Here is a 20,013-nt window from a genome sequence, read left to right on the forward strand (position 1 = left end):
GTATTGTCGCAGATCCTGACCGGCAGGGTCCGAAGCCGCTTGCGCCCGTGGCCGCCGTGCTTGATGATTGAGCCAGCTGACATGGAGGCAGCCCTGATGCAGATGACCCCGCGGGCCAGCCGGCCCCGCTTCCTGCTTGTCGAGGACGACATCATCAGCCGCGGTTTTTTCAAAGCGGCGTTGGAAACGTTACCGGCGGACGTGGATACCGCAGATTCGCTGGCCAGCGCGCTGGCCAGTGCCGAACCGGGCGCCCACGATCTGTGGCTGATCGACGTCAATCTGCCCGATGGCAATGGCGCCCAGCTGCTGCGCGAACTGCGCCGTTCACATCCGGACACCCCCGCGCTGGCGCATACCGCCGACGGCGATACTTCCATTCACGCGCGCCTGCGCGAGGCCGGCTTCAGTGACACGCTGGTCAAGCCACTCGGCCGCGACCAGCTGCTGAAGGCGGTGCGCCGTGCACTGGTCAACAGCCCGGCGGGCATCTTCGTGGCCCAGGCACCGGCGGCAGTCGAGCTGCAGGTGGAGGACTGGGATGAAACCGCGGCCCTGGCCGCGCTCAATGGCCAGCGCAACCACCTGATCGCGCTGCGCGAGCTGTTCCTGGCCGAACTGCCGGGCGTCCGCGATGCGGTTGAGCAGGCCGTGGACCAGCATGACGAACGCCAACTGCGCAGCCAGCTGCACCGGCTGCAGGCCAGTTGTGGCTTCGTCGGGGCCGCACGGCTGGGGCGTGCCGTGCGTCAACTGCATCACGCGCCGGAGTCGGGGCAGGCCCAGGACGGGTTCCGGGCGGCGGTGGCAGCCTTGCTGCACTGAGGGCTGCGCCTGCCCCGGCGGTCGTGCCGGCCGCTGGCCGGCAACAGCAACGCCAACAGCCAAAGCAGCTCCCGCACCACACGGGCGGTAGACGCCATGCTGGAAATTCAAACGGATCTGACCCCAAGCCATTCCGTTGCCGTTGCCGGCCAGCGGCCGGCACTACCGCTTGTTTGGCCTGGTGTCGGGGTGCCAGCTGTTCGAGCAGTTCCCAGGATTTCAGGCCACGCACCCCGAGGCGAACTGAGGGCTGCGCCCTGCCCCAGCGGTAGTGCCGGCCGCTGGCCGGCAACAGCAACACCAACAGCCAGAGCAGCTCCCGCACCACACCGCCGGTAGATCCACGCCATGCTGGAAGTTCAAACGGGGTCAGTTCCGTTTTCCGCAGGAAAACGGAACTGACCCCAAGCCATTCCGATGCTGTTGCCGGCCAGCGGCCGGCACTACCGCTTGTTTGGCCTAGCGTCTGGGTGCCAGCTGCTCGAGCAGTTCCCAGGATTTCAGGCCACGCGCCCCGAGGTGGTGGGCCAGCACCCGCCGCATCGGCAGGCGCAGGCTGGCCAGATCGGCCGCGCCGGGCTCTTCATCGGCGGCCAGCGCCAGCAGCGCCGAACCCGTAGCAGCCGCCCGGCGTTCACCGCCGCGCTCGCTCAGCAACCGTTGCGCGCCTTCCTGCGGGTCCAGTTCATAGCGCGCCGCCGGATCGATCGGTTGGCCGTCGCTGGCGCTGTCCAGCTCGAAGCCCAGGCCCAGCGCGGACAGCAGTTCGCGCTCGAAGCGACGCAGGGTCCAGGCCAGGCCGGCCCCCACCGCCAGGCGCGCGCGCGCCTCGCCATAGGCCAGGTACAACTCCGGCAGCGGGTCCTGGCGCGGTGCCAGGCGCAGGGTCAGTTCACTCAGATAGAAGCCGGCCAGCATGGCCTGGCCGACCAGCCGCGGCGCCGCATCCAGCGCCTCGGCACCGCGCAGCTGCGCCAGTTCACCGCGCTGCTGCGCACTGAAACGGATCCATTGCAGCGGCTGCAGGGCGGCACGCAGCACCTGCCCTTTTGCGGTGGAAACACCGCGCGCCAGCAAGCCGATGCGGCCATGCTGCGCGCTCAATACCTCCACCAGCAGGCTGGTCTCGCGGTAGGCCCGTGCGTGCAGCACGAACCCCGTGTCGTCCTCGATCAGCATCGAAGCGACTGCACCGGTTTACTCGTAACCGAAGGCCTTCAGTGCGGCCTCGTCGTCGGACCAGCCTTCACGCACGCGCACCCAGGTTTCCAGGAACACCTTGGCCCCGAACAGACGCTCCATCTGCAGGCGCGACTTGGCGCCGATCTCCTTCAGGCGGGCGCCGCCCTTGCCGATCACGATGGCCTTCTGGCCTTCGCGTTCGACCCAGATCACCGCACCGATGCGCAGCAGGTTGCCGTCCTCGGTGAAGCGCTCGATCTCCACGGTGGTGGCGTACGGCAGTTCTTCGCCGAGCTGGCGCATCAGCTGCTCGCGCACCAGCTCGCCGGCCAGGAAACGCTGGCTGCGGTCGGTGATCTCGTCTTCGCCGAACATCGGCGGCGCTTCCGGCAGCAGCTTCAGCACATCGCGCACCAGCGCCTCCAGACCATTGCGCTTCTGCGCCGAGATCGGATGCACGGCGGCGAAATCGCGGCCTTCGGTCACCTGCTGCAGGAACGGCAGCAGCGCGCCCTTTTCCTTCAGGCGGTCGATCTTGTTGACCACCAGCACCACCGGGATGCCGGCGTCGCGCAGCACGTTGAAGGCCAGGCTGTCCTCTTCGTCCCAGCGGCCGGCTTCGATCACCAGCAGGCCGGCGTCGACGCCTTCCAGCGAGCCCCGCGCGGCGCGGTTCATCACCCGGTTCATCGCCCGCTTCTGCACCTTGTGCAGGCCCGGGGTGTCGACCAGCACCAGCTGGCCTTCCGGGTAGGTGGCGATGCCCAGCAGGCGATGACGCGTGGTCTGCGGGCGGTTGGAAACGATGCTGACCTTGGCGCCGACCAGCGCATTGGTCAGGGTCGACTTGCCCACGTTCGGGCGGCCGATGACGGCCACGCTGCCGCAGTGATGGGGAGTTTGTTCGCTCACTTGGAATCCAGTTGTTCAAGGACGGCCGCAGCCGCCTGTTGTTCGGCAATCCGCCGCGAGGCGCCTTCGCCCTCGATGCTGGCGGCGGGGTCGGCTACGTTGCAGCGTACCCGGAAGTGCTTGGCGTGGTCGTCACCGGATTCTGACACCAGTTCATACTGCGGCAACGCCTTCTGTCGGGCCTGCAGCCATTCCTGCAGGCGGGTCTTGGGGTCCTTCTCCGGCCGGCCGGTGGCCGGCAGCGCGTCCATCGAGGCACTGAACCAGGGCAGCACCACTGCCCGGCAGGTGTCGAAGCCGGCGTCCAGATAGATCGCGGCCACCACCGCTTCCACCGCATCGGCCAGGATCGAATCACGGCGATGGCCGCCGGATTTCATCTCGCCCGCACCCAGGATCAGCCGATCACCCAGTTCCAGGGTGCGGGCGATCACCGCCAGCGCGCCTTCACGCACCAGCTCGGCGCGGGCGCGGGTCATCGCGCCTTCGTCGGCCTTCGGCCAGCGCTGGTACAGGGCCTGGGCCACCATCATGTTGACGATGCTGTCGCCCAGGAATTCCAGCCGCTCGTTGTGCGGCGCACCGGCACTGCGATGGGTCAACGCCTGCTTCAGCAGCGCCGGGTCGCGGAAGGGATGACCGATCAGGTCGCCACGTTGGAAAGGTTTATTCGGCACCGCTTCGGGTCAGGTCCTGGGTTGAATCGAATTTGCCAACCACATCGAGGTTGCCGACCAGCGGACGGCGCACTTCGTAGTTGACCTTGAGGGTCCAGCCATTGTCGCGCCGATCGAACTTCACGTTGGCCGGCTTCACATTGTCCGAGTAGTTGATGTACAGGCGTTTGAAGAACAGCTCCTGGATCCGCGCCGGCTCCATGCTGCCCACGCCCGGCTCATTGGCCAGGCTTTTCATCGCCGAGCGCACCGCGTAGTACTCCTGGTACATCGGGAACAGCTTCATGCCGATGTAGAGGAAGAAGCCGACCACGATCAGGACGATCAGGAACGAGGTCAGGGTCATGCCACGCTGCGTGTTCATCGTCTTCATTGCGTTCTCCCCAGATACGCGTTGGATGTGAAAATACTCGGTTGACGCCCGCTCAGTTGATGCTCGAGCCGATCCGCGACGGCTCGAAGCCATCCTTGCAGAACCAGCCCTGGCAGTTCAGCCAGATCAGGAACGCCTTGCCGCGCAGGTTCTCTTCCGGCAGCAGGCCCCAGAATCGGCCGTCGTCGCTGTTGTCGCGATTGTCGCCCATCACCAGGTACTTGCCGGCCGGTACGGTCCACTGGCCCTGGCCGCGCGGGTAATCGGTCTCCAGCACGGTGTGGGTGCGGCCCGGCAGGTGCTCGACCAGCAGGTTGGCGCCCTCGCCCTGGCCCTTGTGGCCGGCGTAGATGCCCTTGTTGTCGTACTTCAGCGGCTCGCCGTTGAGGACCACACCGTCGCCCTCGAAGACCACGGTATCACCGGGCACGCCGATGACGCGCTTGATGAAGTTCTCGCCCTTGGCCGGGTCGTTGTCGCCGTGGCCGGGGAAGTGGAACACCACCACGTCGCCCCGCGAGGGCTCGCCGAACGGCACGATCTTGGTGTTGCTGATCGGCAGGCGCAGGCCATAGGAGAACTTGTTGACCAGGATGAAATCGCCGATCAGCAGGTTCGGCATCATCGAGCTGGACGGGATCTTGTACGGCTCGGCGATGAAGCTGCGCACGATCAGCACGATCGCCAGCACCGGGAAGAAGGCGCGCGAGTAGTCCACCAGCACCGGCTCGGAATCAAGCAGGCCGGCGCGCTGGGCGCGGCGCTTGGCCAGGTACAGCTTGTCGGCAAGCAGGATCAGGCCCGAGGCCAGGGTCAGCACGACCAGGAGGATCTCAAACAGTTTCATTCAGGGTCCTTTGCAACGTCACCAGACGACCGGCCCCGCAGGGCCGGTGCGGGCTTACTTGTTGTCCATCTGCAGCACGGCCAGGAACGCTTCCTGCGGAATCTCCACGCGACCGACCTGCTTCATGCGCTTCTTGCCTTCCTTCTGCTTTTCCAGAAGCTTCTTCTTGCGCGAAACGTCGCCACCATAGCACTTGGCCAGCACGTTCTTGCGCATGGCCTTGACCGTGGTGCGGGCGATGATCTGCGAGCCGACGGCGGCCTGGATGGCCACGTCGAACATCTGGCGCGGGATCAGGTCCTTCATCTTCTCGCACAGTTCGCGGCCGCGGCGGTCGGCATGGCTGCGGTGCACGATCAGCGACAGCGCGTCGACCTTGTCACCGTTGATCAGCACATCCACGCGCACGAACGGGCCGGCGTCGAAGCGCACGAAGTGGTAGTCCAGCGAGGCATAGCCACGGCTGACCGACTTCAGCTTGTCAAAGAAGTCCAGCACCACTTCGGCCATCGGCAGCTCGTAGCTGATCTGCACCTGGCTGCCCAGGTAGTTGATGCCGATCTGGCTGCCGCGCTTTTCTTCGCACAGCTTGATGATGTTGCCGATGTACTCCTCGGGGGTGAGCACGTTGGCACGGATGATCGGCTCGCGGATCTCCTCGACCTGGTTCACCGCCGGCAGCTTGGCCGGGTTGTCCATGTTGATGATCGAGCCGTCGGTCTTCAGGACCTCGTACACCACCGTCGGCGCGGTGCTGATCAGGTCCAGGTTGTATTCGCGCTCCAGGCGCTCCTGCACGATTTCCATGTGCAGCATGCCCAGGAAGCCGCAGCGGAAGCCGAAGCCCATGGCTTCGGAGCTTTCCGGCTCGAAACGCAGCGCGGCATCGTTCAGGCGCAGCTTGTCCAGCGCTTCGCGCAGGTCCGGGTAGTCTTCGGCATCGACCGGGAACAGGCCGGCGAACACGCGCGGCTGCATTTCCTGGAAGCCCGGCAACGGCTTCGGTGCCGGGTCGCCGGCCAGGGTCAGGGTGTCGCCGACCGGGGCGCCGTGCACGTCCTTGATGCTGGCCGTCACCCAGCCCACTTCACCTGCCCGCAGTGCCGGCAGCACTTTGCGCTTCGGCGTGAACACGCCGACGTTGTCGACCTGGTGGTTGCGGCCGGTGGACATCACCTGCAGCTTGTCACCAGCCTTGATCTCGCCCTGCATCACGCGCACCAGAGAGACCACGCCCAGGTAGTTGTCGAACCAGGAGTCGATGATCAGCGCCTGCAGCTTGTCGGTGTCGCGCGGCTGCGGCGGCGGAATGCGGTGCACGATCGCTTCCAGCACGTCCTGCACGTTCAGGCCGGTCTTGGCACTGACCGGCACCGCGTCGGCGGCGTCGATGCCGATCACGGCCTCGATCTCGGCCTTGGCGCGCTCGATGTCGGCGGTGGGCAGGTCGATCTTGTTGATCACCGGCACCACTTCCAGGCCCTGTTCGACGGCGGTGTAGCAGTTGGCCACCGACTGCGCTTCCACGCCCTGGGCGGCATCGACCACCAGCAGCGCGCCTTCACAGGCGGCCAGCGAACGGCTGACCTCATAGGAGAAGTCGACGTGGCCGGGGGTGTCGATGAAGTTCAGATGGTAGGTCTGCCCATCCTTGGCCAGGTACGGCAACGACACCGACTGCGCCTTGATCGTGATGCCACGCTCGCGCTCGATCGGGTTGGAGTCGAGCACCTGCGCTTCCATCTCGCGGGCCTGCAGGCCACCACAAAGCTGGATGATGCGGTCGGCCAGCGTGGACTTGCCGTGGTCGACATGGGCGATGATGGAGAAGTTGCGGATGTTCCGCATCGAATCAGAAGACATAGGTGGCGGCGGCGCGCGGCGTCGTCAGGGTAACGGTCGATTATCGCATGCCCGGCGCCCCGCCGCGAAAACGGCCTCATCGGGCCGGGCCCGGAATGGCCGAAGCCCCGCCTGGGCGGGGCTTCGGGGGCACCACGGGACCGCCCGGGCGGCCCGTGCCGGCCTTACTGGCCGGCCTTCACCGCCACGAAGGCGCTGTTGCCGTTGCCGGTACGCACCAGCAGCATCACCACATCGTCCTTCCTGAAGCTGGACAGCGCGCGGTTGAGGGCGTCCACGCTGCCGACCGGGGTGCGGCCGACCTGCAGGATCACCATGCCCGGAGACAGGCCGGCGTCACGCGCGGCCTGGCCCTTGACCCCGGTGATGCGCACGCCTTCGTTGCCGTCCAGACCGAACTGCTTGCGCTGCGGCGCGGTCAGGTCGCTGACGTCCAGGCCCAGCAGGGCCACCGCACCGGTCTGCGGCGCGGCATCGGCATTGGCCGTCGCCGGACCACGGGCGTTGCCCGGTCCGTCTTCGCTCAGCGCGGTCAGGGTCGCCCCCAGTTCACGCGGCTTGCCGTCGCGGTAGACGACCAGGTTCACCTTGCTGCCCGGCGCCATCGCACCGATCAGCGGCGGCAGATCGGACCAGCTGTTGACCGCGCTGCCGTTGACCGAGCGGATGACATCGCCCACCTGCACGCCGGCCTTGGCCGCCGCACTGCCCGGCACGATCTGGTTGACCAGCGCACCACGGCTGTCCGGCAGGCCCAGGCCCTGCGCCTTCAGCGAATCGATCGGTTCGACCACCGCGCCGAGCTGGCCACGGGTAACCTTGCCGCTCTTCTTGATCTGCTCGACCGCGCTCATCGCCAGGTCGATCGGGATCGCAAAGCTGATGCCCATGTAGCCGCCGGACGCGGAGAAGATCTGCGAATTGATGCCGACCACTTCACCGCGGGTGTTCAGCAGCGGGCCACCGGAGTTGCCCTGGTTGATCGCCACGTCGGTCTGGATGAACGGCACATAGCGCTGGTCGGCACCCCCGGTGCTGCGGCCCAGCGCGCTGACGATACCGGCGGTGACCGAGTGGTCGAGGCCGAACGGCGAGCCGATCGCGACAACCCACTGACCCGGCTTGAGCGTGTTGGAATCGCCCACGCGCACGGTCGGCAGGTTCTTGCCGTCGATCTTCAGCAGGGCGACGTCGTACTGCTGGTCACTGCCCACCACCTTGGCGGTGAACTCGCGGCTGTCGCCCAGCTTGACCTTCACATCGCTGGCGTCGGCCACCACGTGGTAGTTGGTCAGCACGTAGCCATCGGGCGAAATGATGAAGCCCGAGCCCATGCCGCGGCCCTTGATGCTGGGGCCGCCATCCTGCCCGCCCGGGCCCTGCCCCGGCATCGGGAAGTCCGGCCCGAAGAAGCGGCGGAAGAACTCGGGCATGTCATCGTCGCCCATCGGGCCACGCGCGGCCTGGCGGTTGTTGCGGACGATGGTGGTGTCGACGTTGACCACGCCCGGCCCGACCTGTTCGACAAGGTTGGTGAAATCGGGCAGGCCACTGACCAGCGGCTGTGCCGGCGCCCTGGGCGCGGCGGCCGGCGCAGGCTGGGCCGGGGCGGCAGGCGCCGGGGCCTGTGCGCAGGCCATCAGGGGAAGGGTCAGGGCCAGCAGGCCGATCGCCTGCGTGCGGAGTCGGGGAGTCATCGGACGGCAACCTCCGGGTCGGATGGAAAGAGGAATACGGGCCCCGCCGGCGGCGGGGCGTGAAGACGCCCGGCTCAGTCGCGCGGGCGCGGCGGCACCGGCAGGTCATCCTGCAGGCGCGGCTCGAACGGGTAGAACGCAGCGCCTCCGGCGTGGGCCGGGAAGCTGGCGTTGAGCGCGCCGCCTGCGGCCGGGGCCAGGCTGGAGCGCGGCCACGGCCGGGCCTGCAGCCCACTGACCTCACCGAACGGCAGGTTGCGGTTGGCATTGGCGGGCACGGTCGGGGTCAACGGCGCCTGCGCGGCGGCGATGGCGCGTTGCGGGACGTCGTCGCGCTGGGCAGCACGGGCGGCCTGCTGGCTGCGGGTCGCACTGGCCCGACGGGTCTCCTGGCGGCGGCTGGCAGCGGCCATCGCCACGGCCGGCGCGGCCGCCACGGCCATCGCCGCGGTATCCACCGAGGCTTCGGTGACCGTGGCCGGATTGGCCGGGGCCGGCGCCAGTTCGGCCTGGCTGGCGATCACCTGCGGTGCCAGAGGCTCGCCGGGGGTAGCTTCGTTGAGCTTCTCGGCGCCCATGAACAGGGCCACCGCGGCCACCGATGCCGCCAACGCGGCACCGCCGCCCCAGGCCCGCCAGCCACTGCGGCGCACCTGCCGGCGCGGCTCGGCCTGCGGTGCGGGTTCGCTGGCAATGGCGGCGGCGACGGCAGCACTGAAGCCGGCGGGCGCCAGCACCGAGGCCTGCCCGCGCATCACATCGCCCAGCAGCTGCCAGCGTTCCTGGCAGCCGGCCAGCTCGGGGTCGTGCTCCATCCGGCGCAGCAGGAAGCGCGCCTCATCGGCGCCCAGCTCGCCATCGACCAGGGCCGACAGCTGCTCGCGGTGGCGCTGGTCCAGACGCTGCCCGGCCGGTGATTGATGGTTCTGCGATTCGTTGAACGGTTTGCTGGTCATACGCGGCTCTTCTCACGGGTGGCGCTGCCGATGTCCAACAGCGGCCGGAGTTCGGTGTCGATCGCCTCGCGCGCCCGGAAGATCCGTGAACGCACGGTGCCGATCGGGCACCCCATCTTCTGCGCGATATCCTCGTAGCTCAGGCCTTCCACCTCGCGCAGGGTGATCGCTGACCGGAGTTCTTCCGGCAGCGCGTTGACGGCTTTCATCACCGTCTGTTCCAGCTCCTGGCGCATCAACTCGCGTTCGGGCGTGTCGGTGTCGCGCAGGCGCGTACCGCTGTCGAACTGTTCGGCATCGCCGATGTCGATGTCATCGGTCGGCGGCCGTCGATTGTGTGAAGCCAGGTAGTTTTTGGCGGTATTCACGGCGATTCGATGCAACCAGGTTGAGAACTGGGCATCGCCACGGAAACTTCCGATCGCGCGGTAGGCGCGGATGAAAGTGTCCTGGGCGACGTCCTGACATTCACTCCAGTCGGCGATGTAGCGACCGACAAGGGCCACCACGCGATGCTGGTACTTGCGCACCAGAACATCGAACGCGGCGCTCTCGCCGTGCTGCACGCGCCGGACCAGCTCCAGGTCCAGCTCCTGTGGTGTATCAACCTCGGCCATGAGGGGCCGCACTCCTGTCAGCCCAACCGACGTCGGGCAATGAGACTGCCAATCCCGGGAAAAGTTCAGTCGCCGATCACCTGGCGCCGCACCAGCTTTTAACCACCGTTCCGTTAGCGTCCCGGTCCACGGCCATGGATCCGGGGGCGCCACTCCCCTGCTATTGGGATTTGACGCGGGGGAAACAACCTCTGGATCATAGCTGCTTCTCCATACACAACCGGATGGAACGTCCATGCTCTCAGGCTTCGATGGTCTCCGCTTCAGCCACTGGCACCCCGAGATCCGCGACGACGGCGTGGTGGTTCTCTCCCTGGATCGTCAGGACAGCAGCGTCAACGCGATGTCGCAGGATGTGCTGCTGGAGCTGGGGGACCTGCTGGAACGCATCGCGCTGGACCCGCCCAGGGGCGTGGTGATCCAGTCGCTGAAGAAGGCCGGCTTCATTGCCGGTGCCGACCTGAAGGAGTTCCAGGAGTTCGACCGCCGCGGCACCGTCAACGACGCGATCCGTCGCGGCCAGGCCACCTACCAGAAGTTGGCCGAGCTGCCCTGCCCCACCGTGGCGGCGATCCACGGCCACTGCCTGGGCGGCGGCACCGAGCTGGCACTGGCCTGCCGCTACCGCGTGGCCTCCAATGACAGCAGCACCCGCATCGGCCTGCCGGAAACCCAGCTGGGCATCTTCCCGGGCTGGGGCGGCAGCGCCCGCCTGCCGCAGCTGGTGGGTGCACCGGCGGCGATGGACATGATGCTGACCGGCCGCACCCTGTCAGCCTCGGCCGCGCGGGGCATCGGCCTGGTCGACAAAGTGGTGGCACCGGCGGTGGTGCTCGACACCGCCGTCGCACTGGCGCTGTCCGGCACCACCCGCCCGTTCAAGCAGCGCGCCACGGCATGGGCCACCAACACCTGGCTGGCACGCTCGCTGCTGGCCCCGCAGATGGTCAAGCAGGTCGCACGCAAGGCCAAGAAGGACCAGTACCCGGCACCGTACGCGCTGATCAGCACCTGGCAGCGCAGCGGCGGCAAACCGATCCAGGCACGACTGGATGCCGAACGCCGTGCGGTGGTGAAACTGGCCAGCACGCCGACCGCGCGCAACCTGATCCGCATCTTCTTCCTGACCGAGCGCTTGAAGGGCCTGGGTGGCGGCGACTCCGGCATCCGCCACGTGCACGTGGTCGGCGCCGGCGTGATGGGCGGCGACATCGCCGCGTGGGCCGCGTACAAGGGCTTCGACGTAACCCTGCAGGACCGCGAGCAGCGCTTCATCGACCCCGCCATGGAACGCGCGCAGGCGCTGTTCGCCAAGAAGGTTCGCGACGAGAGCAAGCGCCCGGCGGTGGCCGCGCGCCTGCGTGCCGACCTGGAAGGCAACGGCGTGGCCGAGGCCGACCTGGTGATCGAAGCGATCATCGAGAACCCGGAAGCCAAGCGTGCGCTGTACCAGACGCTGGAACCGAAGATGAAGGTGGACGCACTGCTGACCACCAACACCTCGTCGATTCCGCTGGTGGAATTGCGTGACCACATCCAGCGCCCGGCACAGTTCGCCGGCCTGCACTACTTCAACCCGGTGGCACAGATGCCGCTGGTGGAAATCATCCACCACGACGGCATGGCGCCGGAGACCGAGCGACGCCTGGCCGCGTTCTGCAAGGCGCTGGGCAAGTTCCCGGTGCCGGTGGCGGGCAGCCCGGGCTTCCTGGTCAACCGCGTGCTGTTCCCGTACATGCTGGAGGCGGCCACCGCCTATGCCGAAGGCATCCCGGGCCCGGTGATCGACAAGGCGGCGGTGAAGTTCGGCATGCCGATGGGGCCGATCGAGCTGATCGATACCGTGGGCCTGGACGTGGCCGCCGGCGTCGGCCGCGAGCTGGCGCCGTTCCTCGGCCTGCAGATTCCGGCTGCGCTGCAGACGGTGGAGCCGGACAAGCGCGGCAAGAAGGATGGCCAGGGCATCTACACCTGGGAGAACGGCAAGCCGAAGAAGCCGGACGTGGCCCGTGATTACCAGGCCCCGGCCGATCTGGAGGATCGCCTGATCCTGCCGCTGCTGAACGAAGCGGTGGCCTGCCTGCACGAAGGCGTGGTGGCCGATGCGGACCTGCTGGATGCCGGCGTGATCTTCGGCACCGGCTTTGCCCCGTTCCGTGGCGGCCCGATCCAGCACATCCGTGCGGTCGGTGCCGACGCCATCGTCGAACGACTGAAGGCACTGCAGCAGCGCCACGGCGACCGCTTCGCCCCACGCCCGGGCTGGGACAACCCGGCCCTGCGCGAACCGGTGGTGTGAGTTTGTCGGCCGGGCCTGCGGCCCGGCACCGCGGTAGTGCCGGCCGCTGGCCGGCAACCTCAAAAGCCAGAGCCACAGCGGGTCTGGCTTTTCTGTTTGGTGGGCGGGGCGGTGTCGCCCCTGGTCGACACGCTTGATCCACGCCATGCGTGGATGCGAGCGAAGCGACCGGCGTTTGATTTTGATTTTCTTTTTCTTCTACGTGGCTGACGCGCACGGAAACTGTCATAGGCCGGGCGGGTGGATTGCGCAGGACCGTTGGCGCCATGGATGGCGCCATCGAGCCCCCATGGATGGGTTTACGGCGTGTCCTGCGCAATCCACCCGCCCGGCCCAACCCGCAATCCCGCAGTCCCGCAGTCCCGCAGTCGAGCAAGCTCGACTCTACGGAACAGGCTGTTACCCATACGGGGCATGTCCCCGTCACAGCTGCATGCGATGCTGACCCTCTGATCCCTGCCAGCGAGAACGCCCGCATGACCACCATCATCGCCCCGCGCGTGCACGACATCGGCGGCCTGGAAGTCCGTCGCGCCGTCCCTACCCTGCAGGCCCGCAGCATCGGCTCGTTCGTGTTCGTCGACCAGATGGGCCCGGCGCTGATGCACCCCGGCACCGCCATCGACGTGCGCCCGCATCCGCATATCGGCCTGGCCACCGTCACCTACCTGTGGTCCGGTGCGATCGGCCACCGCGATACGCTCGGCTCGGACCAGGTGATCCGCCCCGGCGATGTGAACTGGATGACCGCCGGCCGTGGCATCGCCCATTCCGAGCGCACCCCGCAGCCGGACCGCGACCATGACAACCCGATCCACGGCATGCAGACCTGGGTGGCGCTGCCGAAATCGCACGAGGAAATCGAACCGGCGTTCTACCACCACGCCGCCGCCACCCTGCCCGAGCAGCGCCGCAATGGCGCGTGGCTGCGGGTAATCGCCGGCCGTGCCTATGGCGAGGAATCGCCGGTGAAGGTGTTCGCCGACACCCTCAACGTGGCGATCGATCTCGACCCGGATGCGGAGATCGACATCGACAACGGTCATCGCGAGCGTGCGCTGTACATCCTCGAAGGCCAGGCGCAGCTGGATGGCGTGGATGTGCCCGCCCAGCATCTGATCATTCCCGAAGCCGGCGCGGTCGGCCGTCTGCGCGCGAAGACGCCGGTGAAGGCGATGCTGTTCGGCGGCGAGCCACTGGATGGTCCGCGTCACCTCTGGTGGAACTTCGTGTCCAGCTCGAAAGAGCGCATCGAGCAGGCCAAGCACGACTGGGAAGCCGGCCGTTTCGGCACCATCCCCGGCGACGACAAGGAGTTCATCCCGCTGCCGCAGTACTGAACATCGCGTGTTGCACACATCCGAAGGTGTATCCCTGCACCCGGCGTTGACGCTACAGTCACCCGCTGATCACTGAAATGTGACATAAATCACACTTTCACCGTCAAAGGAGTGCAACACATGAGCATGGGTAAACGCTTGTCCGCCGAGTTCCTCGGCACGTTCTGGCTGGTTCTGGGGGTGTGGCAGCGCGGTGCTGGCCGCCAAGTTCGGCGGTGACAGCAATCCCCTGGGTATTGGTTTTCTCGGCGTGGCGCTGGCCTTCGGTCTGACCGTGGTCACCGGCGCCTACGCGTTCGGCCATATCTCCGGCGCCCACTTCAACCCGGCGGTCAGCGTCGGCCTGTGGGCCGGCGGCCGCTTCCCGACCAAGGACCTGGTGCCGTACATCATTGCCCAGGTCGCCGGCGGCCTGCTGGCCGGTTTCATCCTGCTGCAGATCGCGTCGGGGGCCAGTGGTTTTGCCATCGACGGCAGCCAGGCCGGCGCATTTGCCAGCAACGGCTATGGCGCCCTGTCGCCCGGTGGCTACAGCGTGGCCGCGGCCTTCCTGTGCGAAGTGGTGCTGACCGCGGTATTCCTGATCGTGATCATGGGGTCTACCCACGGCAAGGCGCCGGCCGGCTTCGCACCACTGGCCATCGGCCTGTCGCTCACCCTGATCCACCTGATCAGCATCCCGGTGACCAACACCTCGGTGAACCCGGCGCGCTCGACCGCCGTGGCCTTCTTCGCCGGCAGCGGCGCGGTCAGCCAGCTGTGGCTGTTCTGGGTCGCCCCGCTGCTGGGCGGCGCGATCGGCGGCATCATCTACAAGTGGATCGGCAACGACCGCTGATCTGCAACCGGACCGTTGCGGCCGACCCTCGGCCGCAATGGTTACGTCTGTAACCGCGAATTGTGCGATCGCTCACGTTCCGTTAAGGTTGAGTTGACCGCCCGTGCACATGCCGGGCGGGGCGGCATCCGGGGATGGGATGCCATGGCCGCCGGTCACAGGGGGCCGAGCCAACCTACTCGTCACCTTGGGGGATGCATGAAGTTCGTGCCTGTCGTGTTGTCGAGCCTGCTGTTCGCTGCGGCCCAGGCCGCCGCCCAGGCGCCCACCGAATGCCCTTCGCTGCCGGCCAGCAGCGGCCTGCAATGGCAGCAGCAGGCGCAGGCCGACTTCCTGGTCTGCCGCGCCGCCACCGCCGAGGGCCGTGAAGTGCTGAGCCTGATGCTCAGCGCACGTGACCCGGCCATTCCACTGAACCGTTCGCTGCGCCAGGAAAAAGGCAGCTTCGGCGGTGAATCGCTGTACTGGTATCAGCCCGATCTGGGTGGCCAGCAGCCGCCCGGCTACGCCGAGCGCCGCATCAGCGTGGTCAAGCTCGACAAAGGGCGTTACGCGCAGATTTCGCTGTATCCGGACAGCGCGCAGGAACTGGGCTCGCTGCAGCAGCTGGCGCAGGGCATGAGCCTGACCCCGTCGGCCGTGGCCGCCGGACGCTGAAGGTGACGGGGATGACTGCCTGGCAGCATCCCCGCAGGATCCGACGCGCGGGACGTCCGCCGGGCATTACCCGGCGGCGTTACTGGCTTCTTTCGCCGGGCATGGCCCGGTGCAATTCCTCAGAACTTGCCTTCCTGGAAATCGACGAAGGCCTGCATCAGTTCCTGCCGCGTGTTCATCACGAACGGACCGTGCCGCATCACCGGCTCGCGCAACGGACGACCGGCCACCAGGATCAGCCTCGCGCCTTCGCTGCCGGCCGACAGATGCAGCTGCTCGCCGCCGCCGAGCACCGCCAGTTCCTGGCGGGCGACATCGCGCGCGGCATCCTGCTCGCCCACCGTCAGTGCCCCTTCGAACACATAGGCAAACGCGTTGTGGCCCTCCGGCAACGGGTACGTCCAGGCGCGATCGGGCGCCAGGGTGATGTCCAGGTACAACGGGTCGGTGGCCGGCTGCACGATCGGCCCACGGGTACCGTCGACCGTGCCGGCGATCACCTTCACTTCCACGCCGGTTTCCGGCCGTACCACCGGAATGCGCTCGGGCGCGAATTCCTGGTACTTCGGATCGGTCATCTTTTCCTTCGCAGGCAGGTTCACCCACAGCTGGAAACCGCGCATCTGCCCGCTTTCCTGCTCGGGCATCTCCGAATGCACCAGGCCACGGCCGGCGGTCATCCACTGCACGCTGCCCGGGGTCAACAGCCCTTCGTTGCCGTGGTTGTCGCGATGGCGCATGCGCCCGTCGAGCATGTAGGTGACGGTCTCAAAGCCCCGGTGCGGATGTTCCGGGAAGCCGGCGATGTAGTCCTCGGCGCGGTCGGTGCCGAATTCGTCGAGCAGCAGGAACGGGTCCAGGTCGGGCAGCGTCGGGCCGCCGATGACTCGGGTCAGGCGCACGCCGGCACCGTCGGAGGTGGGCATGCCACGGATGGTGCGCAGCACGCGCGCCGGTTCGGGAAGGCTCATGGCGACTCCTGTTGGATGGATGCCAATGAAGATGGACGCCATACCGCATCTGGCCAATGGACGGCGCCGCAACCGATTGTTCCATCGCCGGTGTTTGCCGCGCGTCATGCCCGGCGCGCGCGGGGCGCACGCCCGCACCCACGCACACATCCACGCAACCTGCGTACGACCAAAGTACTACCGCAGAATGGTCCCGTGCACATTGACCCTGCCAGGGGCACGCGGGACTCTTTGCCTGTCTTTCCGGGAGAGAGCACCTCATGAAAGGGTTTTCCAAAATAGGCTGGGCCGCACTCGCGCTGCTCGGCGCGTTCTGTCTGGGCACCGTGGCCCTGCGCCGTGGCGAACACATCAATGCGCTGTGGATCGTCGTCGCCGCAGTGTCGTTGTATCTGGTGGCCTACCGCTTCTACAGCCTGTTCATCGCCAACAAGGTGATGCAGCTCGATCCGACCCGGGCCACCCCGGCGGTGATCAACAACGATGGCCTGGACTACGTGCCCACCAACAAGCACGTGCTGTTCGGCCACCACTTCGCCGCCATCGCCGGCGCTGGCCCGCTGGTCGGGCCGGTGCTGGCCGCGCAGATGGGCTACCTGCCCGGCCTGCTGTGGCTGGTGGTGGGCGTGGTGCTGGCCGGTGCGGTGCAGGACTTCGTGGTCCTGTTCCTGTCCAGCCGCCGCAATGGCCGCTCGCTGGGTGACCTGGTGCGCGAGGAGATGGGCCAGGTGCCCGGCACCATCGCGTTGTTCGGCGCATTCCTGATCATGATCATCATCCTGGCGGTGCTGGCGATGGTGGTGGTCAAGGCGCTGGCCGAAAGCCCGTGGGGCATGTTCACGGTGATCGCGACGATGCCCATCGCGATCCTGATGGGCGTGTACATGCGCTACATCCGCCCCGGCAAGATCGGCGAAATCTCGGTGGTCGGCCTGATCCTGCTGCTGGCCGCGATCTGGTACGGCGGCAAGGTCGCCGCCGATCCGGTGTGGGGCCCGGCGTTCACCTTCACCGGCACCCAGATCACCTGGATGCTGATCGGCTACGGCTTCGTCGCCTCGGTGCTGCCGGTGTGGCTGCTGCTGGCCCCGCGCGACTACCTGTCGACCTTCCTGAAGATCGGCACCATCATCGCCCTGGCGATCGGCATCCTGGTGGTGATGCCGGAACTGAAGATGCCGGCGCTGACCCAGTTCGCCGCCAGCGGCGATGGCCCGGTGTGGAAGGGCGGCATGTTCCCGTTCCTGTTCATCACCATCGCCTGCGGTGCGGTGTCCGGCTTCCACGCACTGATTTCCTCGGGCACCACGCCCAAGTTGCTGGCCAATGAAGCGCACATGCGCTACATCGGCTACGGCGGCATGCTGATGGAATCGTTCGTGGCGGTGATGGCACTGGTGGCAGCCTCGATCATCGATCCGGGCATCTACTTCGCGATGAACAGCCCGGCGGCAGTGATCGGTGCCGATGCCGCATCGGCCGCGCACTACATCACCAACACCTGGGGCTTCACCATCACCCCCGAGCAGTTGACTGCAACGGCAGCGGCGATCGGTGAACCGACCATCCTGCATCGTGCCGGTGGCGCGCCCACGCTGGCGGTCGGCATCGCGCAGATCCTGCATGAAGCGATTCCCAGTGGCAGCGACGCGATGATGGCGTTCTGGTACCACTTCGCGATCCTGTTCGAAGCGCTGTTCATCCTGACTGCGGTGGACGCCGGTACCCGTGCCGGCCGCTTCATGCTGCAGGACCTGCTGGGCAACTTCGTGCCGGCACTGAAGAAGACCGAATCGTGGACCGCCAACATCATCGGTACCGCCGGCTGCGTGGCCTTGTGGGGCTACCTGCTGTACACCGGCGTGGTCGATCCGTTCGGCGGCATCCAGACGTTGTGGCCGCTGTTTGGCATCTCCAACCAGATGCTGGCGGGTATCGCGCTGATGCTGGGCACGGTGGTGCTGTTCAAGATGAAGCGTGACCGCTATGCGTGGGTGACGGCCGTGCCGGCCATCTGGCTGCTGATCTGCACCACCTACGCCGGCTTCATCAAGATCTTCGACAGCAACCCGGCGCAGGGCTTCCTGGCACAGGCGCACAAGTTCCAGGCCGCCATCGCCAGCGACACCATCACCGCGCCGGCCAAGTCGGTGGCACAGATGCAGCAGATCGTGGTCAACGCCTATGTCAACACCGGCCTGACCGCGCTGTTCCTGCTGGTGGTGGCCTCGGTGCTGGTGTATGCGATCAAGACCATCCTGGCGGCTCGCCGCAACCCGCAGCGCAGCGACCGCGAGACCCCGTACGTGGCGCTGAAGCCGCATGAAATGGTGGATCTGTGATGAGCACGCAACTGGTTCCCGTTGGGCAGTACCAGGCGCACCGCCGCATCTGGCGGCGCCTGGTGCAGACCGCACGGCTGTGCTGTGGCATTCCCGATTACGACAACTATGTCCGGCACATGCTGGAGAAGCATCCGGATCAGGAGCCGATGGACTACAAGACGTTCTTCCGCGAGCGCCAGGAAGCGCGCTACGGCGGACGCAACGGCGGCCGCTGCTGTTGAAGTGTGAGATGGATGCCGGGCATGCCGCCCGGCATCTGTCAGGGGTGTCGACCTTGGTCGACACATCTGTCACACCCGGGGTTGGATCCGAGCATGGCTCGACGCTACAAGAGGCGTCCACGCATGGCGTGGATCCAGCGTATCGACCACGGTCGACACCTACCCGCGGCAGCGACCCGCTGTTGCCGGCCAGCGGCCGGCACTACCACGGGTGCCGCCCGGGCGGACTACTCCTCCAGCGTGATCGGCATCAGCGTGACCCTGGCGTTGTTCGCCGCGCCCATGCGATCGGTGTACGCCTGGCCGCGCTGCACCAGATAGAAGCTGTCCACGTAATCAATGTCGTTGGAGAACCACGATGTCGGCATCGCCTTCAGAATCGCACCGGCGATATCGGCGATGACCGCGTACTCCGGTGCGAACGCGCCCAGTGCCGCCTTCACACCATTGCTCAGCGCCACCAGCAGGTCCTGGTAGTTGGTGTCACCGTCATCCTCGAACAGCTGAACATTGGCAGCGTTGAAGCGGTAGTTGCCCCACAGGATCAGCGCCTGCTGCGGGTGTAGTCGGTCTTGTCGTAGTCCAGGTAGGGCATGTCGACGGTGGCCATCTCCGGTTCGGCCTTGCCGATCTGTAGTCCGGACACCACCGCGAACACCTCGGCCGCACCCAATGCCCACGGCTCCTGGTCATCGGCCAGTCGAATGCGGTCCAGACGGGTGATATCCAGCGACGCACGCGCGCCATCGGCCGAAAGCTGGATCCGCTCGGGCGACTGCAGGCCGCGTGCACGCAACCCGGCGTTGACCAACGCCATGCCCTCGCGCACCGAACGACGGGTATCGACATCGACGATCAGCACCGGGAATGAGGGCGCATGCTTCGCATCCAGCACATGCGCGCGGCCCTGGGCGTCGTAGGCCGTCAACGTGGTCCAGTGGCGGTCATCACCGCGCGGCAGGCTGGCCACCCACAACTGGCGCGGAGCGGGATCGGCCAATGATTGGCCTTCAGGTACGTAGGCACGCAGCTGCAGCAGGCCCTCGCCCTGCTCCGGCAGGCCCTTGGCCTGGCGCAGCCGTTGATCGTTGCTGGCCAGGGCAGCACTGGACCGGGTACGCGCCCCCGGGTCGAAGCGCTCGATCACCGCCTCCAGCGCCACCCCGTGCCGGGGCGATGCTGTCAGCGTGCGTTGCACGGCTTCGGCGAAGCCCGGCTGCGCGATCAGCGCCGCCACCTCGCGCGCACTGGCCTCGGTCACGGCCTGCACCTGGTCAGCCCGCGCGGCGACACCGTCCTGTGCAGCCGAAGCCGCGCTGACCAGCAGCAGTGCCAGCAGTGCGGCCCCTCGAATCAACGGTTGTTGCCTCATTCCAGCCCCCAGGCCAACGTC

16 protein-coding genes and 2 pseudogenes are annotated in these 20,013 nt (G+C 67.0%); 7 read left to right on the forward strand and 11 right to left on the reverse strand.

From position 1 onward, the window contains the following. The first annotated feature begins 96 nt into the window (after window positions 1-96). Window positions 97-825, forward strand: a complete 729-nt coding sequence (locus tag N4G47_RS14110; protein WP_249843237.1) for a response regulator — start codon at window positions 97-99, stop codon at window positions 823-825. 459 nt (window positions 826-1,284) lie between these two features. On the opposite strand, the gene recO is transcribed toward N4G47_RS14110, so the two are convergent. From recO to rpoE, 9 genes are all read right to left on the reverse strand, one after another. Continuing rightward, on the reverse strand, window positions 1,285-2,004 hold the full coding sequence (gene recO / locus N4G47_RS14115; protein WP_475287905.1) for a DNA repair protein RecO: 720 nt from the start codon (window positions 2,002-2,004) through the stop codon (window positions 1,285-1,287). Between the two features lie 18 nt (window positions 2,005-2,022). Then, window positions 2,023-2,919, reverse strand: coding sequence for a GTPase Era (gene era / locus N4G47_RS14120; protein WP_005410599.1), 897 nt, complete (start codon window positions 2,917-2,919; stop codon window positions 2,023-2,025). Then, window positions 2,916-3,596 carry a ribonuclease III gene (gene rnc / locus N4G47_RS14125; protein ID WP_475287907.1) on the reverse strand — a complete coding sequence of 227 codons (681 nt, stop codon included), beginning with the start codon at window positions 3,594-3,596 and terminating at the stop codon, window positions 2,916-2,918. Before rnc ends, era begins: the two co-directional genes overlap by 4 nt. Continuing rightward, complete coding sequence (locus tag N4G47_RS14130; protein ID WP_107231174.1) at window positions 3,586-3,969, reverse strand: DUF4845 domain-containing protein; 384 nt, start codon at window positions 3,967-3,969, stop codon at window positions 3,586-3,588. The genes rnc and N4G47_RS14130 overlap by 11 nt, the downstream gene beginning before the upstream one ends. 52 nt (window positions 3,970-4,021) lie before the next feature. After that, window positions 4,022-4,816, reverse strand: a complete 795-nt coding sequence (lepB, locus tag N4G47_RS14135; protein WP_057498572.1) for a signal peptidase I — start codon at window positions 4,814-4,816, stop codon at window positions 4,022-4,024. 54 nt (window positions 4,817-4,870) lie between these two features. After that, window positions 4,871-6,664, reverse strand: coding sequence for a translation elongation factor 4 (gene lepA / locus N4G47_RS14140; RefSeq protein WP_074899507.1), 1,794 nt, complete (start codon window positions 6,662-6,664; stop codon window positions 4,871-4,873). 179 nt (window positions 6,665-6,843) lie between these two features. Beyond that, window positions 6,844-8,376 (reverse strand): DegQ family serine endoprotease, encoded by a 1,533-nt coding sequence (locus N4G47_RS14145; protein ID WP_475287910.1) that lies wholly within the window; start codon window positions 8,374-8,376, stop codon window positions 6,844-6,846. 74 nt (window positions 8,377-8,450) lie between these two features. Then, entirely contained in the window at window positions 8,451-9,332 is an 882-nt protein-coding gene (locus tag N4G47_RS14150; protein ID WP_475287913.1) for a sigma-E factor negative regulatory protein, read from the reverse strand. Beyond that, window positions 9,329-9,949: an RNA polymerase sigma factor RpoE gene (gene rpoE / locus N4G47_RS14155; protein ID WP_005418256.1), complete on the reverse strand. Its 621-nt coding sequence runs from the start codon at window positions 9,947-9,949 to the stop codon at window positions 9,329-9,331. Before rpoE ends, N4G47_RS14150 begins: the two co-directional genes overlap by 4 nt. Before the next feature lie 235 nt (window positions 9,950-10,184). On the opposite strand from rpoE, the gene N4G47_RS14160 reads away from it, so the two are divergent. The 4 genes and pseudogenes from N4G47_RS14160 to N4G47_RS14175 all read left to right on the forward strand — a co-directional run bounded on the left by N4G47_RS14160 (window position 10,185) and on the right by N4G47_RS14175 (window position 15,083). Then, window positions 10,185-12,248, forward strand: a complete 2,064-nt coding sequence (locus N4G47_RS14160) for a 3-hydroxyacyl-CoA dehydrogenase NAD-binding domain-containing protein (RefSeq protein WP_475287918.1) — start codon at window positions 10,185-10,187, stop codon at window positions 12,246-12,248. Window positions 12,249-12,724: 476 nt separating this feature from the next. Then, entirely contained in the window at window positions 12,725-13,588 is an 864-nt protein-coding gene (locus tag N4G47_RS14165; protein ID WP_249843231.1) for a pirin family protein, read from the forward strand. A gap of 120 nt (window positions 13,589-13,708) precedes the next feature. Continuing rightward, window positions 13,709-14,426: pseudogene (gene aqpZ / locus N4G47_RS14170) on the forward strand (aquaporin Z). A 198-nt stretch (window positions 14,427-14,624) separates the two neighbouring features. Next, complete coding sequence (locus N4G47_RS14175; RefSeq protein ID WP_309333333.1) at window positions 14,625-15,083, forward strand: hypothetical protein; 459 nt, start codon at window positions 14,625-14,627, stop codon at window positions 15,081-15,083. 119 nt (window positions 15,084-15,202) lie between these two features. On the opposite strand, the gene N4G47_RS14180 is transcribed toward N4G47_RS14175, so the two are convergent. Continuing rightward, window positions 15,203-16,054, reverse strand: coding sequence for a pirin family protein (locus tag N4G47_RS14180; RefSeq protein ID WP_475287921.1), 852 nt, complete (start codon window positions 16,052-16,054; stop codon window positions 15,203-15,205). Window positions 16,055-16,314: 260 nt separating this feature from the next. On the opposite strand from N4G47_RS14180, the gene N4G47_RS14185 reads away from it, so the two are divergent. Both N4G47_RS14185 and N4G47_RS14190 read left to right on the forward strand, forming a co-directional pair. Further along, window positions 16,315-18,396, forward strand: a complete 2,082-nt coding sequence (locus tag N4G47_RS14185; protein WP_107231184.1) for a carbon starvation CstA family protein — start codon at window positions 16,315-16,317, stop codon at window positions 18,394-18,396. Next, window positions 18,396-18,620: a YbdD/YjiX family protein gene (locus N4G47_RS14190; RefSeq protein ID WP_049467479.1), complete on the forward strand. Its 225-nt coding sequence runs from the start codon at window positions 18,396-18,398 to the stop codon at window positions 18,618-18,620. Before N4G47_RS14185 ends, N4G47_RS14190 begins: the two co-directional genes overlap by 1 nt. Before the next feature lie 227 nt (window positions 18,621-18,847). Here N4G47_RS14190 and N4G47_RS14195 read toward each other — a convergent pair. Beyond that, window positions 18,848-19,992: pseudogene (locus tag N4G47_RS14195) on the reverse strand (DUF3103 family protein). Window positions 19,993-20,013 lie beyond the last annotated feature (21 nt).

The sequence above is a fragment of the Stenotrophomonas sp. GSD10 genome, assembly GCF_056172695.1.

Excerpts from the sequence above, each read along its gene's own strand:
- N4G47_RS14110 (WP_249843237.1), top strand. The coding sequence starts at position 97 with ATGCAGATGACCCCGCGGGCCAGCCGGCCCCGCTTCCTGCTTGTCGAG.
- lepA (WP_074899507.1), bottom strand. The coding sequence starts at position 6,664 with ATGCGGAACATCCGCAACTTCTCCATCATCGCCCATGTCGACCACGGC.
- N4G47_RS14180 (WP_475287921.1), bottom strand. The coding sequence starts at position 16,054 with ATGAGCCTTCCCGAACCGGCGCGCGTGCTGCGCACCATCCGTGGCATG.
- rpoE (WP_005418256.1), bottom strand. The coding sequence starts at position 9,949 with ATGGCCGAGGTTGATACACCACAGGAGCTGGACCTGGAGCTGGTCCGG.
- N4G47_RS14145 (WP_475287910.1), bottom strand. The coding sequence starts at position 8,376 with ATGACTCCCCGACTCCGCACGCAGGCGATCGGCCTGCTGGCCCTGACC.
- N4G47_RS14130 (WP_107231174.1), bottom strand. The coding sequence starts at position 3,969 with ATGAAGACGATGAACACGCAGCGTGGCATGACCCTGACCTCGTTCCTG.
- lepB (WP_057498572.1), bottom strand. The coding sequence starts at position 4,816 with ATGAAACTGTTTGAGATCCTCCTGGTCGTGCTGACCCTGGCCTCGGGC.
- N4G47_RS14165 (WP_249843231.1), top strand. The coding sequence starts at position 12,725 with ATGACCACCATCATCGCCCCGCGCGTGCACGACATCGGCGGCCTGGAA.
- N4G47_RS14185 (WP_107231184.1), top strand. The coding sequence starts at position 16,315 with ATGAAAGGGTTTTCCAAAATAGGCTGGGCCGCACTCGCGCTGCTCGGC.
- N4G47_RS14160 (WP_475287918.1), top strand. The coding sequence starts at position 10,185 with ATGCTCTCAGGCTTCGATGGTCTCCGCTTCAGCCACTGGCACCCCGAG.
- N4G47_RS14175 (WP_309333333.1), top strand. The coding sequence starts at position 14,625 with ATGAAGTTCGTGCCTGTCGTGTTGTCGAGCCTGCTGTTCGCTGCGGCC.
- N4G47_RS14150 (WP_475287913.1), bottom strand. The coding sequence starts at position 9,332 with ATGACCAGCAAACCGTTCAACGAATCGCAGAACCATCAATCACCGGCC.
- recO (WP_475287905.1), bottom strand. The coding sequence starts at position 2,004 with ATGCTGATCGAGGACGACACGGGGTTCGTGCTGCACGCACGGGCCTAC.
- N4G47_RS14190 (WP_049467479.1), top strand. The coding sequence starts at position 18,396 with ATGAGCACGCAACTGGTTCCCGTTGGGCAGTACCAGGCGCACCGCCGC.